The sequence below is a fragment of the Microbispora sp. H10830 genome (genome assembly GCF_014161375.1).
Classification (GTDB): domain Bacteria; phylum Actinomycetota; class Actinomycetes; order Streptosporangiales; family Streptosporangiaceae; genus Microbispora; species Microbispora catharanthi.
Genome location: NZ_JABBWX010000030.1, coordinates 50,005 through 63,623, shown reverse-complemented (window position 1 = coordinate 63,623; position 13,619 = coordinate 50,005). Strand labels below are relative to the sequence as shown.

Genomic DNA, 13,619 nt, shown 5'->3' with positions numbered 1-13,619 from the left:
GCAAGACCGCCGCCCTGGAACACGTGGTGGAGGTGCACGACCTGCACATCTGGGAGGTCACCTCGGGTTACCCCGCCATGTCCGCGCACATCCTGGTCACCCCCGGCGCCGACTGCCACGCCGTACGGCAGGCGGCGCAGCGGATGGTCCACGACGAGTACGGCATCGACCACACCACGCTCCAGGTCGACCACGCCCCACCACAACTCCTCGCGATCGGCGAAACGGCGGCCGAGGCGGCAGACCCTCACGGTGTCACCGAACCTCACTGTGCCGACGCGCACGGCCCAGTACACAGCGGCAGCGCCTCCTCGGACGCACCGGCAGGGGGCGAACCGCCCGTGGGCCCGCCGTCGAAGAACCATTGAGGTGTTCGCTCTCCTGAGGGCCAGAACCGTTCGAGCCGCGAAGGGTGCCCGTCCCGCTTGTCGACGAGGCCGACGCGTTCCAGCAGCCGCTCTGCCACCTCCAGTGCGTAGGGCCGCGGCAGGCGTCGTACGGACAACGGTCCCTGAATGACGTTCTGCAGGACCGTCATGTGGGGGAAGAGGTGGTAGTGCTGGAACACCATCGCGATGCGGATGCGGATGTCGTCCGCCACCGTCGGCGAAACTCTCACCCTGCACGGCCGCGACCGCGACGCCGAAATCGAGGTCCGCGTCCGCGAGCCCCGCACGCCCAACGCCAAGGGGCAGCGCCCGCACGTCAACCGCATCGACATCATCACCGGCCGCGTCACCGGACCGCCGCGGATCGTTCCTCCGACACCACCCCGACCACTGCCGTCGCCGGCAGGTACGGCCCGGGCCAGTGGCCCCGTGTTCATCAGCCGCTGAACCGGCACCGCGGAGCGTATGACCGGCCCGCGTCGGCAGAGGGCAGGCAACGTACAACTCTGCCGGGGGTGCGCCCTCGCCGATGGCGGCGGATGCGTGGCTCAGAATCCTGTCGGCGCGTCATCGTCCGGGCGAGATACCTGGACCGCTGGACCGTGGCGGCTGTCAGTGTTCCGGCCTCCTGGGGAAAGGTGCCCTGACTGACTAGAAGAGGGATCACGCGGGAAAGCGCAGACGGCCACACTCGCGACGAGTAAGGGCAACGCCATTCCGTTTGTCTGCGCAACCAGACGATGCCGACTCAGTTAGCGGGTTCCTCCTCGCCTCCGCAGCAGCCATCGGAGCACGCGGCGGCGCCTGACGATTCGCGGGTGCCGATCGTCGGCGTCGCGCAGCAGGCATCTCCGCGCCAGGCTTCGCGGCCTTCCTTGACCGCGACCGCGGCGATGACCAGGGCGGCGATCGGGTCGGCCCAGGACCACCCGAAGAGGCTGTTGAGAGCCAGCCCGATAAGCAGCACCGCCGACAGGTACGTGCACAGCAGGGTCTGCTTGGAGTCGGCCACCGCCGAGGCCGAGCCGAGCTCGCGGCCGGCGCGGCGCTGTGCGGCCGACAGCAGCGGCATGATGACCAGGGAAACCGCGGCCAGCACCAGACCAGGTGTGGAGTGATCGGCCTCGCCGGCACCCAGCAGGGCGCGCACAGCGTCGACCGTGACGTAGGCGGCCAGCGCGAAGAAGGAGACCGCGATGACTTTCAGAGCGGTCTGTTCCCGCTTCTCGTGGTCGGGCCCGGAGAACTGCCAGGCGACCGCGGCGGCCGAGGCGACCTCGACAACGGAGTCGAGGCCGAACCCGATCAATGCCGCCGATGAGGCCGTGGTGCCGGCCGCGATGGCCACGACGGCCTCGATGACGTTGTAGGTGATGGTCGCGGTCACCAGCAGCCGGATGCGCCGCCGCAGCTGCTCTCGCCGGGCCGGGGCCGGGCACAGCGAGATGTCGGTCATCAGCAGCACCCCTTCTCGTCCGCGTCTGGGCAGATCCGATCGGCGGCCACGGCGATCACGGCGGTCCGTAGGGCGTCCAATGCGTGGCCGAGCCGCTCATCGGCCAGCTCATAGCGGGTCCTCCGGCCGTCGGGAAGGGCCACCACCAGGCCGCACTCGCGTAGGCAGGCCAGATGGTTGCTCAGGCGGGTGCGGGAAATGCCGAGGAGATCGGCCAGATCGGCCGGGTAAGCCGGCGCCTCGCGAAGCGCGATCAGGATCCGGCAGCGAATGGGGTCGGCCAAGGCGCGGCCGAAGCGGGCGAGCACTTCGATGTCGGAGGCGATGGTGAACACCCCCCTCACGGTACATCGAATGCTGAATTCAGTCATCCCTGTATCCAGAAGCTGAAGCGAGGGGTTCAGGACAACCTCGTGTGATCAAAGAGACGTAGAGGCCGGGAGCAGTGCCGGTTCTGTGCCGTCGCGCCGCCGGCCGAGACCCGTTTTCCCCGACACCGCGAGCCGGTCCCCGCTCTCGTCGCCGTCCCGCTTCAGATCGGCGGCGCGGCCCTGGCGCTTCTGGGCGGCGCGGGCACCTTGTTCTCGCAGTCGGTCATGGGCGCGTCCTGGCGCGGTCGGCGTGTACGAAGGTGAAGCCACCGCTCTGGTGACCACCGGCCCATTTCGGGTGGCCCGCAACCCCATCTTCGCGGCGATGCTCACGGCGTCGATCGGCTGGGCCTTGCTGGTGCCCTCATGGTCGGCTCTGCTCGCGCTTGCCGCCCTGGTCGTGGCGGTGCAACTGTGCCGGCCAGGGCGAGCACGCCGGCTTCGGAGGAGCCCGTCGGTGGCGTAGCCATCCGCACCAGGGCGCGCGCCAGCGGCAGCTCCCCGTGCACCCGGCGGGCCCGGTCATCCGCGAGCATCTCCAGCAGGACGGGAACGACCTGGCGAGCGGTCCGCGCCGCCGCCAGCCAGGGAAATGCCTCTGCCAGGGCGATGAACGGCAGGAGGATCATCGCGCTGCGGGCGGCGGCCCGGAGCAGCCCGGGCCCGGCCCATGCCGGCCACGCCACATCCGGGCGGGGCACGCGCCGCCCCGCCCGCAGACGATCTGGCCGACCCCGGCCCCTGCTGTCGAGCGAGGGTGCCGGCGGCACCGGAGGAGGCGGCGGTGACGGGGCCGGACCAGTAGGCGATGTTGCCTTTCGTGATCGTCTGTGCGGGCGTTCCGGCCCCGGTGGTGAAGTTCGTGGCCGTCACGGTCGCCGTCCACCGTGGGGTTCCCCTCGCGTGTCGGGGTCGTATGAGTGAAAGTTTCGTGAGCCACGCAGGTTCGACCTGGGCAAATGCTGGAGTGGCTGGTCCGTGGATGGCCGGGGCCGGAAAGGGGCGGGTAGGGTCCCGGCCGAAAGCGCCACTCTGCTCGCCTCCTCCTGAGGGGTGAGGCCATCCCGCCGTGGGCGGCGCACGCATGCCGGGTCCCGCCTGGTTCATCGGGGCGGCCAAGACCGGAGGGAAGGACCGACCAGGCCGGAGCGCATTCGCCGGCACCTGTTTGAGAAGGTGCCGCCAATGATTCCGTCACCGTGCGGCGACAAGAATCCGCGCCGCCGGGAATATTGTATTGATAAGGCGCCGGCTTGGTTTTTCGTATGGTCCGGGATCGCTTATCGGTGCTACTTCCACGAATAAATCCGTGACGGCGGCTTGAGGTCGGGGCAGTTCCGGAAACGGCTGGCACGGTAAGCGCCGGTGTGCGCGGGGCCACTGCCGCCACCCTGCGGACCACAAGGCCGGCAAGGGCGTTGCATCCACAGCCATGCGCGGCCACCCGGATCCGAGCAGATTCGATGAAGCATCGTGAACAACCCGGTCCGGCTCTGGCATCCCAGGATGAGAATATATATTCAGTGTTGAATTCTTCTTGAGGTGGCGTTGGTTCCGTGTGATGATGACGGTCGATTACGGCAGCGGGGCCAGGTGGTGCCCATCGCTCGTATTCATGCGACGAGGGTGTCGGCTACCGGCGGGTTGGCCTGTCACTTCGAGTGGGTCGGTGTCGGTGAATCCAAGCTGCCGGGAAGCGTCACGAGCCGCGCCGCGGTGGTGACGAGAAAGGAGTAAGCCGTATGAGATTCATTCCCCGGTTAGGAGCCGCGCGTTCGCGTCTACGTCGCGGTGTGGTCGCGGTGACGGCGCTCGTGCTTACCTCTGGTGTGGCGGTGGCCACCGCTCCTGAGGCCGGTGCGGCGGCGGGTTGCCAGGTGACTTACACGGTCAGCAGTCAGTGGTCGGGCGGTTTCGGGGCCAACGTCGACATCAAGAACCTTGGTGATCCGATGTCGAGCTGGACGTTGAAGTTCTCCTTCGCGGCGGGGCAGACGATCACGCAGTTGTGGAACGGCAGCGTCAGTCAGTCCGGTGGCAACGTCTCGGTGACCAATGCCTCCTTCAACGGCGGTCTGGGCACCGGCGCGTCGGCGCAGGTGGGCTTCAACGCCACGTGGGACAACAACAGCAATCCGGCGCCCGCGGCGTTCACGCTCAACGGTGTCGCCTGCACGGGCTCGGTGACGACCAGCCCGACCCCCAGCCCGACCCCCAGTCCCAGCTCGAGTCCCAGCCGGACCCCGACCCCCAGTCCGACCCCGACTTCCAGCCCGAGCCCGAGTCCGACCGGTTCGGTCAAGCGGGACGGGTGGTCCACGATCCAGGCGGAGAACTATGACGCCTCGGGTGGGTCTTTGCAGGTGTGCAGTGGTGTGCTGTGCTACGTCGGGGCCAATGCCTGGGCGCAGTACAACGGCGTGGATCTCCATTCGGGGACGAACACGGTTCAGTTGAGTGTGGCCAACGGCGGCGGTAACACGGGGATTCAGGTGTGGGTGGGTGGCGTGAACGCCGGCACCTTGACCGTGGGCGGCACCGGCGGCTGGGACACCTATCAGACCAAGTCCCTCACCCTGCCGGCGCAAAGCGGCGTCAAGGACGTCAAACTCGTCTTCGTCAACGGCAACGTCAACGTCGACTGGCTCAAGTTCGCCGGAACGACGACCACGCCCTCCCCATCACCCAGCCCCACCTCCAGCCCCAGCCCCAGCCCTTCAGCGACGCCGACGGGGCCCAGGCAGAAGTTCCGCGTCGTCGTCTCGTCGGACTTCCCGACGTTGCCCGGGACGAACAGCGACCCAGATGACGTGCAGTCGATGGTCCGCTTCCTGATGTACACCAACGAGTTCGACGTCGAGGGGCTGATCGCTACGGCGGCCACTTCGGCCAACTACGCCGACAAGCAGCACATTCTGGACGCGATCGCGAAGTACGACCAGGTGGACGAGAACCTGCGGAAACACGACCCCGCCTTCCCCAGCCCCGACTACCTGCGTTCGGTCACCTTCGAGGGCCGCGACGGGACCTGGGGCAAGTCGACCAGCAACAACATCGGCGCCGGCAAGGACAGCGAGGCGTCGAACGCGATCATCTCCATCGTGGACAAGCCCGACCCTCGGCCGGTGTGGTTCACCATCTGGGGTGACAACAGCGCTGTGGCACAGGCGATCTGGAAGGTCCAGAACACGCGCACCACGAACCAGTTGAACACCTTCCTCAGCAAGATGCGCATCTTCGCCATCGCGCACCAGGACGACACGATCGACTGGCTGAAGCAGAACTTCCCGAACCTGTTCATCATCCACTCGAACACCACCTACGGCGGAATGTTCTGCAACAGCGGCGACACGTCGCTGTGCGATCTGAACTGGCTCAACACGAACATCCGCTACAACCACGGGCCTCTCGGCGCTGTCTACCCGCCGAAGGGATGCTGCATCACAGGGGTACAGGAGGGTGACTCGCCTTCGTTCCTGCACCTGCTCAGCGCCAACCGCGGGCTCAACAATCCCGAGGATCCCACTCAGCCCAGCTGGGGCGGGCAGTACAAGCGTGACGGCACGACCAACCACTGGATCGACGGGCCCGGCGGAGGAACCATCTCCAAGTGGCGCCCCCAATTCCAGGCATCCTTCGCCGAACGCGCGGATTGGAACCTGCCATAAGCGCCGTTCAGTAAGGAGTGTCTCTCTCTGAATCCCATCGCCTGAAGGCGCTGTTACGGCAGCGCCTTCAGGTCGTTCTCAGCGATGGTTTCATGGCCGGCTTCCCCCCATAGGTAGCCGGCGCTCGGTGTGGATGAGGACGAGAGCGTCCTCGCGATGGCGAACGAGCACATGGATGGGGAAGACGGCCCGCGAGAGAGACGAGGCCACGCCAGATGGCTGGCGCACCCGCGGGTTCGCCTGCCACGTACCCCGGTCCCGACCAACCGTTCGCCATACACGGCGACGGCGACGCCTGCCTGACGGCACCGGCATCGACCTCATGAAGGACATCCCGCTCGAGCGCGTGTCCTGCCCGGAGCGCTGGCGCGGTCGCCCTCGCCTCGGCCGTCACCGCGCTGCTCGACCTGCCGGTGGCGAGGATCGACGTGCGGGGGCTGCTGGAGGCGGTCCAGCCACCGTCTCCGTCTCGATCACGCCTGCCGTACCGCGTTGACCACGTGGACCGAACGGCACAACAGCGAGAGCGCCGAACCGGTCCGCCTCATCCACTCCTGAGTGGCTTCGCCACTGCTCGGTCGCCATCCGGAGGGCCTCCCGCTGAGTCGGGAAGTCGGCCCAGACGGGACCTTCCGGGCGGGTCCCGTCTGGGGGCAGTGTGCCGGCCCGACCGGCAGGACATCGTCGTCACGCGGCCGGTGGCCGGAGGGGTCGGCACGGCCAGGGCGAAGCGCTCCATCCCCGGCGGGGTGCCGATCCCGTCGGACTTCTCCGTAGGTCGCCTCCGGCGGCCCCGTCTTGGGCGGGCTGGTCGCGGCCCCGGACGAGGTGCGTGCCGGGGCCGCCGACTTTCACGGCAGATGGGGGGCCTCGGACACGGTGGACTGGCTTCGTGCGAACTGGCGCAGTTTGGCGAAGAAGTCTTCGAGCATGAAGCGGGAATCGATCGTCTGGTACACCCGGATCGGCCGATACTGCGCCGTGCTGTCGTAGGTGCAGTCGTAGGTGAAACCCATCGCCGGTCGTTCGATGTACTGCCCGGCAGAGGGGTTGATGATGACCGCGACGGCGGGGGAGTCGCCCAGCGCGCGGTATTCCATGGGGTCGTTGGCGAATCGCTCGTTCCACTCGCGGAGCTGATCGACCAGGTACCTGCCCAGGGGGCCGCAGGGCGCGACCTTCTCGTCGAGCTCGGCGTAGCCCACGGCTGTAATCGCGTAGGCCGACCTGGGCACCTGCCAGACCGTCAGCGTGGAGCGGAAGACCATGTTGGCGGCGACGACGTCGTTGGACAGGTTGAACTCGGGCCCCGGGAACGGATCGGCATCGTAGCCTGGACCACCGATCCACACCACGATGATGTCGCGTTCGGCGATGCGGGGTTCCATCAGCAGCGCGCTCGCCATGTCGGTGAGCGGACCGAAGAAGGCCACGTAGAGCGGCCCTTCGGCATCGTCGCGCAGCGCCTCTTCGATAATCAATTCGGCGCCGGGCGACGGGACTGGGATGTTGACGGCCGGCATCGGGAACGGCGCGCCGTTCTCCACCCGGACCTGGTCCTGCATGCCGAGGTATTTCAGCAGAAGGTCGACCTCGACGCGGCTGTCCTCCATGCTCCGCAGGCTCCGTCCCGGCCGTTGACCGAAATGGGCCGGGATGACGCCGCGGATGTTCAGGCCGGGCGACAGCAGGGCGTGCACTATCGCGTACTGGTCGTCCGCTTCGTTCTTCGCATCGGTGTTGATGATGACGCGGCGGCGGCGGCTCAACGATCTCATCGCGGCGACCCCTTTCCAGCGACCCGCTCACCGGCAGGGTCGAGAACCTTGGCCGGGGAGAGCGAGAGGCGGCACACTAGACCTCTTGCATAAATATTCAAAGGCGTGTCGATATTCATTCCTCGGGACGCTAACCGCCCGTCGAACGTATGTCAAGGACGCCCCCTCGGCTCGTCTCTGGCGTCGGTGCCCGCGACCTGGCCACGCTCGTCGCCTCGACCGGTTCGCCCGTACGCTGCACACAGGAGCTCCTCCCGTCCACCAGCGGGTGCCGCCGGGATCGATCACGACGATCGGGAGGCGGCGGGCGTACATCGTGACGGGGAGAAAGGTGGAGGAGTCGGGGTGGACGACGACCAGGCCGCATACGTTGCGCGTCGCGACGTCCCGCAGCAAGTCCTGGGCTGCTCTCGGTGCCCGCGCAGGACGGACACGGCGACGGCGGCCCCGCGTTCTGCGCGGCGCTCTCGGCACCCCGAATCACGTCCAGGATCCAGAGTTTCCGCCTATCGGTGAGGACCAGGCCGACGACGGCGGCGAGATCGGGCTCTCGTCGCGTCTGGCGCCGACAACCGTACTTCCGTAGCAGCAGCTCCACTCGCTCACGGCGTCTCGGGAGCGACCGAACGGTGCCCGTTGACGACGTCGCTCCGGCGGTGCCGGTCACGGGGCGAGGCGCCGGAACCGCGCCCGTGGCCGGCACCTGGCCACTGCTGAGCCAAAGTACCGCCCCTTGGCCGCCGCCAACTGGCCGAGAGTGGAGTCCGCGTACGCCGGCGTGGTCAGGACGCCGGTGGTCGGGACCGCCACGGCCGCCACTGGCCCCGGCTGGGAGCCCGAGCGTACGGCGTTGCAGGTGAGAGACGCCTTGTGCGACCCAAGTGCGACTCAACCGGTCAGACGACCTGGATCAACACGCGGTCGTAGCGGGTGAGGGGGAACTGGCCGTCGTCGGTGCCTTGGAGGATGATCGAGATGGTCTGCCCTGGTTCGGCGTCCGGGATGGTGACGGAGGCCCGGCCGTGGCCGTGGTCCGTGATCGTGACAATGCCGGGATAGGTGCCTTCTTCCTGGTACTGCCACCAGCGAAGCGTCACACGATCATGGTCGGGGTCGCCGGCCAGGCCGGTGAGCGTGACGACGGAGCCGGGGCGTGCCCGGACCGTCCCACCACCAACGATCTTGACGGTGGGCGGGTGGTTGGCGTCGCGGTAGTCGGGGGTCAGGGTCCACCGCATGCGGGCCGCGAAGTCGTTCTGCGCGGCCCCGGCCCAACGCAGCGTCGTGTAGTTCTCGACGTCGGCGCCGGTGTCGTCCTTCTCCGTCCGCGCCAGGGTCCACAGGTTCGGGTTGGTGGTCGTCTGGGTCGCCCGGCCGCCCCAGCCGCCGAGCGCCGGGTTCTCCGGAGCCTGGATCCCGGTGTCGAGCAGGGGATTGAAGGCGACGTTGTCGCCCTCGGAGAGGAAGTCGTACGGTGCCAACGGCTTGCACCAGCCGCTCGGGGCGCGTTCGGAGTCGCCGAAGATGTCGAGTGGGTCGCCGGGCATCGACTGCCCGTCCAGCCATGACCGATAGAGCGAGCCCAGCGGCCCGATCTGGATATTCTGCTTGATCCACTCACCGCTGAAGTAGACCCGGTCGGCGGGTAGACCGCGGACGTTGCCCTGCCCCCACTCACAGTTGAAGCCCCAGGTGGCGTATCCGGCTTCCATGTTCTGCACGCGGATGCTCGGCCAGACGGGCGCGATGTACTTCGCGTAGGTCTCGTCCTGGAAGCCGCTGGCCAGGATCACCGCCTTCGCCGAGACCTCGGCCTTGACACGGGGCCACTGCTTGGTGCCGGAGAACCGGTCCTCGATCGATTTGAGGGCACGGGCGATGGTGTTGGTGCCGCCCCACGCCTGCAGATACAGCGGCCGGGGATCGTGGTCCAGCAGCAGGTTGCGGATCAGATCGGAGCCCTCGGTGTCCTTCGCCATCTCGCCTTCGAAATCGATGTTGCCGATCTTTACCCTGGACAGCAGCGCGTGAGGCGTGGGATAGCGGGGGTCGTGCCGCCGCAGGTTGGGGTAGACCTCGGCGTACGCGCGCAGGGCCTGGTCCTGGATGGTGCGACTTCCGGTCCATCGCCAGGACGCCTGCGGCGTCGTGTACTCGCGGCCGGGCAGGAAGAAGAGGGTGCCCTGGCCGTCCCCTGACCAGTGATACTTGCTGCTGCTGTAGACGATCCCCTGAGTGTCGACGTCGTTGGTGTAGAGCAGGTACCGGATGAGTGAGGCGTAGTCGTCGCTCTCCATATCGGTGGTGACGACCGTTCTGGGCCGGTTCCCTTCCCAGGAGGACTCGGCGGGCTTGGCCGCCGCGGGGAGCGCATTGGTCATAGTGAGGACACCTTGCAGGGCGGCGATCCCACAGGTCAACATGCGAATGCGATGCCGGTGCCGGGGAACGGAGGGGCCGGAGAGGGACACGGCAGTTCCTTTCTTGAATCTCTATTCAGCAAGGAATAGAGATTTGACGCCCTGGCAGTATTCATGCGCCGCAGAGGGGTCGTCAAGGCTGCCTGTCCGGCACGGCTCGGTGGCGACAGGCGTCCGCTCGTCGGCAGGGGGGCGGTGCCGGGCGAAAGTTTCATGGCGGTGTGGAGGCCCGACGTGGGGAGACGGCGGATCGCCGAAGTCTCGGCTGGCCGTACCGCGTAGGGGTGGGTACGGTCCCCGCGTGCGGACCGCTGCTTCTGAACGCGTGCGCGAGAGGTGAAGCCGCCAGGCGCTGTCGCGCCGCACGCCGAGCCCGTCTGCCTCGCACTGAATTCGTAGGTCGAAAGGAAGCACCAGCCGGGGCAGAGCGCATCCGCCGGCTCTCGTCCTGGACGGTACCGACCTGACCTCGGCGAGCGCGCGATAACGCGAATTCGTGCCGCCGAAAGCGCTTGTGCCGCCGCGGTGCCGCTTATTTTGCGTTGTCTGTTCCTGCTTATTCACGCACACGTACGGATGCACATCCGGTGGGGCCACGGTCATGTGTGCCGACGTGAACCGCATGGGCACGGCGACATGGTCGCCATGGGCGGACGACCTGGTGGGATGGGCGAAACGAGAAAGGTCGGTGGACGCCTACCGGCCCACCCACAAGCATTGAATATATATTCGCCTATGAATTATTCTTGAGTGGAGACTGGGTCCGTGTGAAGATGGCGGTCGATTACGGCGGGACCAGATGACGCCGAGCTCACATCCGGCCGGCGAAAACAATCGCGGCGACCGGCCTTTTCGCCTATCGCTCGATACGGGTCCGCGTCGGCACGTTCAGCTGCCCGGAAAAACCGTCACTCACCGCGCCGCAGTGGTGACGAGAAAGGAGTCAGCCGCATGACACCCCTTCCCCGGCCGGAGGTCGCGCGCTCACGCCTACGCCGCGGTGCGGTCGCGATGACGGCGCTTGCGCTCGCTGGCGGCGCGGCCGTCGCGGCCGCCCCGCAGGCCAGTGCCGCGGCCGGTTGCCAGGTGGCCTACACGATCACAAGTCAGTGGTCCGGGGGCTTCGGCGCCAACATCGACATCAAGAACCTCGGGGACCCGATATCAAGCTGGGCTCTGAAGTTCTCCTTCACCGCGGGCCAGACGGTCGCCCAGCTGTGGAACGGCACCGTCAGTCAGACCGGAAGCAACGTGACCGTCACCAACGCCTCCTACAACGGCGGCCTGGGCACTGGCGCGACGACCCAGGTGGGCTTCAACGGGACGTGGGACGACAAGAGCAACCCGGCGCCCCCGGCGTTCACGCTCAACGGAGTCACCTGCACGGGTTCCGTGACCACCAGTCCGAGCCCCGGCCCCACTGCCAGCCCGACTCGGAGTCCCAGCTCGAGTCCCAGTCCGACTCGCAGCCCCAGCCCGAGTCCAAGCCCGACCGCTTCCGCCACACCCACCCGAAGCCCGGACGGGGGTGGGAGGCCACGGGTCATCGCGCTGACCGACGGCGAGGTCGACGATCGCAGCACCATGATCAGGTTCTTGCACTACACCTCCGACTTCGACGTCGCGGGCATCGTGCAGACCAACTCCAGATACCAGAAGAGCGGCCATAGCAAGGACAGGTGGGTCGAAGCGGAGCTCGCGAACTACGCGAAGGTCCTGCCGAACCTGAGGCGCCACAACCCCAACTATCCGGACGCGAGCTATCTGCAGAGCGTTGTTCGGGTCGGCAACGAGAACTCCGCCGATCTCAACGTCGCGCCGCCTGACATGGCGACCAAGAACACCCCGGGTGAACAGCTGATCATCAACACGCTGCTCGACAACGATCCTCGTCCCGTCCACATCACGGTGTGGGGCGGTGCCAACACCGTCGCCTCGGCGCTCTGGCGGCTGAAGACCTCCTACTCCGCCGCGGACTACAAGCGGGCCGTCTCCAAGGTGCGCATCTACTGCATCTGGTATCAGGACGGCGGCGGTCAGTGGATCGAGGACAACATCCGCGAGGCCTACATCAACGAGGCGTACCGCTGGGACAATGTCTGGGACTACCAGAGCCTGTCGGGGCCGAGCCCGGACTACGTCAAGGCCTACATGACGAGTTCCTGGCTGGACACCAACGTCAAGAGCGGTCACGGCCCGCTCGGCGCCATGTATCCCCAGAGTTTCGTGAGCGAGGGTGACACTCCCTCCTTCCTTCACGAGATCGCCAACGGCCTGGACGCGGACGAGGATTACACGCTCGGCGGCTGGGGCGGCCGGTCGGTCTTCGACGACCCGGCCAACAAGCCCAACCACCTCACCGACTCCACCATCTCCGACGACGGAGACCGCAACAAGATGTACTGGCGCTGGGTCCCGGCAGCCCAGAACGACTTCGCGGCCCGTATGGACTGGGATGTCGCCTCCTCCTACAGCGGCGCCAACCACCAGCCGAACGCCAAGGTGAACGGGAGCCTGCGGAGGAACGTGTCGCCCGGTCAGGTGATCTCGCTCGACGCTTCACCGACGACCGACCCCGACGGAAACGCGCTCAGCTACCACTGGTGGGAGTACGGCGACGCCGACTCGGTCTCGGCGAAGGTGTCCGTCGGCAACGCCACGTCCAAGAATGCCGCCGGCTTCGTGGTGCCCAACGAGCCGGGCAAGCAGATCCACATCATCCTGGAGGTGACGGACAACGGAACGCCCGCCCTCACCTCGTACCAGAGGATCATTTTCACCATCGTCCAGTGACTGACCGGGGAGCCGGGGAACACGGTTCCCCGGCTCCCTCGTACGTGCGTACGCCGAACCCGCCGGCCGCCCGAACCGACCGCGCGCCCGAAAGTTTCACGGGGAGCGAAGGCTTGACGTGGGCGGATGCCACAGCGGCGGGTCCATGAGTGGCGGACCGGAAAAGGGCGGGCTAGGGTCCGAGCCGTGCTGGGACTCCCTCTTCGCATGGGGTGAGGGCCGCACCACTATCAATCCGTCGCACAGCGGGAACAGAAACTCGTCCTGCCGGGCAACAAGCGCATCGGCGAATATGTCGGCGCCGTTTTTCCGCCCGGTCCGGCGTCAGTTGTTCATGCGGTTTTTCGCCTGTGCAGTCGAGGGTGGTCCCGCTCATCAAGGGCACTGATGGGCGTGCGGACGAACGGGCCGCCATTCCTCTCGAAGCACAAGTGACTGCCCTTTCGTGAGTGCTGTGACCTGGTCCTGACCGGGATCGACGTCAGGTGTATGCGCTGATCCGATCTGCTTCCTCAGCATGGGTATGAATATATATTCATACATGAATTCTTCTTGAGGTGGGATTGGTTCCGTGTGATGATGACGGTCGATTACGGCAGTGGAGCCAGGTGACGCCTATCGCTCGTATTCGCGGTGGCGGTGTCGGTGATCGGCTATCTCGTCTATCGCTGGATGCGGGTTTGTGCCGCTGTTTCCTGCTGCCCGGGAAGTGTCACGTGCCGCGCCGCGGTGGTGACGAGAAAG

At 66.9% G+C, this 13,619-nt stretch carries 8 protein-coding genes and 1 pseudogene; 5 read left to right on the top strand and 4 right to left on the bottom strand.

Going from position 1 to position 13,619, the window contains the following annotated elements; genetic code table 11:
- Together HHX35_RS44335 and HHX35_RS41075 are read left to right on the top strand one after the other, a co-directional pair.
- Positions 1 to 368: pseudogene (locus HHX35_RS44335) on the top strand (hypothetical protein); the annotation flags it as partial.
- Positions 369 to 575: 207 nt separating this feature from the next.
- Positions 576 to 836, top strand: coding sequence for a hypothetical protein (locus HHX35_RS41075; RefSeq protein ID WP_182904001.1), 261 nt, complete (start codon positions 576 to 578; stop codon positions 834 to 836).
- 301 nt (positions 837 to 1,137) lie between these two features.
- On the opposite strand, the gene HHX35_RS41070 is transcribed toward HHX35_RS41075, so the two are convergent.
- Positions 1,138 to 1,845: a cation transporter gene (locus tag HHX35_RS41070; protein ID WP_182904000.1), complete on the bottom strand. Its 708-nt coding sequence runs from the start codon at positions 1,843 to 1,845 to the stop codon at positions 1,138 to 1,140.
- On the bottom strand, positions 1,845 to 2,180 hold the full coding sequence (locus HHX35_RS41065; protein ID WP_310739649.1) for a metalloregulator ArsR/SmtB family transcription factor: 336 nt from the start codon (positions 2,178 to 2,180) through the stop codon (positions 1,845 to 1,847). Before HHX35_RS41065 ends, HHX35_RS41070 begins: the two co-directional genes overlap by 1 nt.
- 121 nt (positions 2,181 to 2,301) lie before the next feature.
- Here HHX35_RS41065 and HHX35_RS45285 point away from each other — a divergent pair, with 121 nt between their 5' ends.
- Both HHX35_RS45285 and HHX35_RS41055 read left to right on the top strand, forming a co-directional pair.
- The gene (locus HHX35_RS45285; protein WP_396781871.1) at positions 2,302 to 2,682 is read left to right on the top strand and encodes a methyltransferase; all 381 of its coding nucleotides are present in this window, start codon (positions 2,302 to 2,304) and stop codon (positions 2,680 to 2,682) included.
- Between the two features lie 1,336 nt (positions 2,683 to 4,018).
- Positions 4,019 to 5,884: a nucleoside hydrolase-like domain-containing protein gene (locus HHX35_RS41055; protein WP_220506491.1), complete on the top strand. Its 1,866-nt coding sequence runs from the start codon at positions 4,019 to 4,021 to the stop codon at positions 5,882 to 5,884.
- 851 nt (positions 5,885 to 6,735) lie between these two features.
- On the opposite strand, the gene HHX35_RS41050 is transcribed toward HHX35_RS41055, so the two are convergent.
- Together HHX35_RS41050 and HHX35_RS41045 are read right to left on the bottom strand one after the other, a co-directional pair.
- Positions 6,736 to 7,662, bottom strand: a complete 927-nt coding sequence (locus tag HHX35_RS41050; protein ID WP_182903996.1) for a nucleoside hydrolase — start codon at positions 7,660 to 7,662, stop codon at positions 6,736 to 6,738.
- 896 nt (positions 7,663 to 8,558) lie between these two features.
- The gene (locus HHX35_RS41045) at positions 8,559 to 10,043 is read right to left on the bottom strand and encodes a DUF1593 domain-containing protein (protein ID WP_182903995.1); all 1,485 of its coding nucleotides are present in this window, start codon (positions 10,041 to 10,043) and stop codon (positions 8,559 to 8,561) included.
- 990 nt (positions 10,044 to 11,033) lie between these two features.
- Here HHX35_RS41045 and HHX35_RS41040 point away from each other — a divergent pair.
- Positions 11,034 to 12,875, top strand: coding sequence for a nucleoside hydrolase-like domain-containing protein (locus HHX35_RS41040; protein WP_182903994.1), 1,842 nt, complete (start codon positions 11,034 to 11,036; stop codon positions 12,873 to 12,875).
- Positions 12,876 to 13,619: the final 744 nt, after the last annotated feature.

What these genes read in the sequence shown, in the direction of transcription:
- HHX35_RS41075 (WP_182904001.1), top strand. Translation starts at nt 576, where the DNA reads ATGCGGATGCGGATGTCGTCCGCCACCGTCGGCGAAACTCTCACCCTG.
- HHX35_RS41070 (WP_182904000.1), bottom strand. Translation starts at nt 1,845, where the DNA reads ATGACCGACATCTCGCTGTGCCCGGCCCCGGCCCGGCGAGAGCAGCTG.
- HHX35_RS41050 (WP_182903996.1), bottom strand. Translation starts at nt 7,662, where the DNA reads ATGAGATCGTTGAGCCGCCGCCGCCGCGTCATCATCAACACCGATGCG.
- HHX35_RS41045 (WP_182903995.1), bottom strand. Translation starts at nt 10,043, where the DNA reads ATGACCAATGCGCTCCCCGCGGCGGCCAAGCCCGCCGAGTCCTCCTGG.
- HHX35_RS41040 (WP_182903994.1), top strand. Translation starts at nt 11,034, where the DNA reads ATGACACCCCTTCCCCGGCCGGAGGTCGCGCGCTCACGCCTACGCCGC.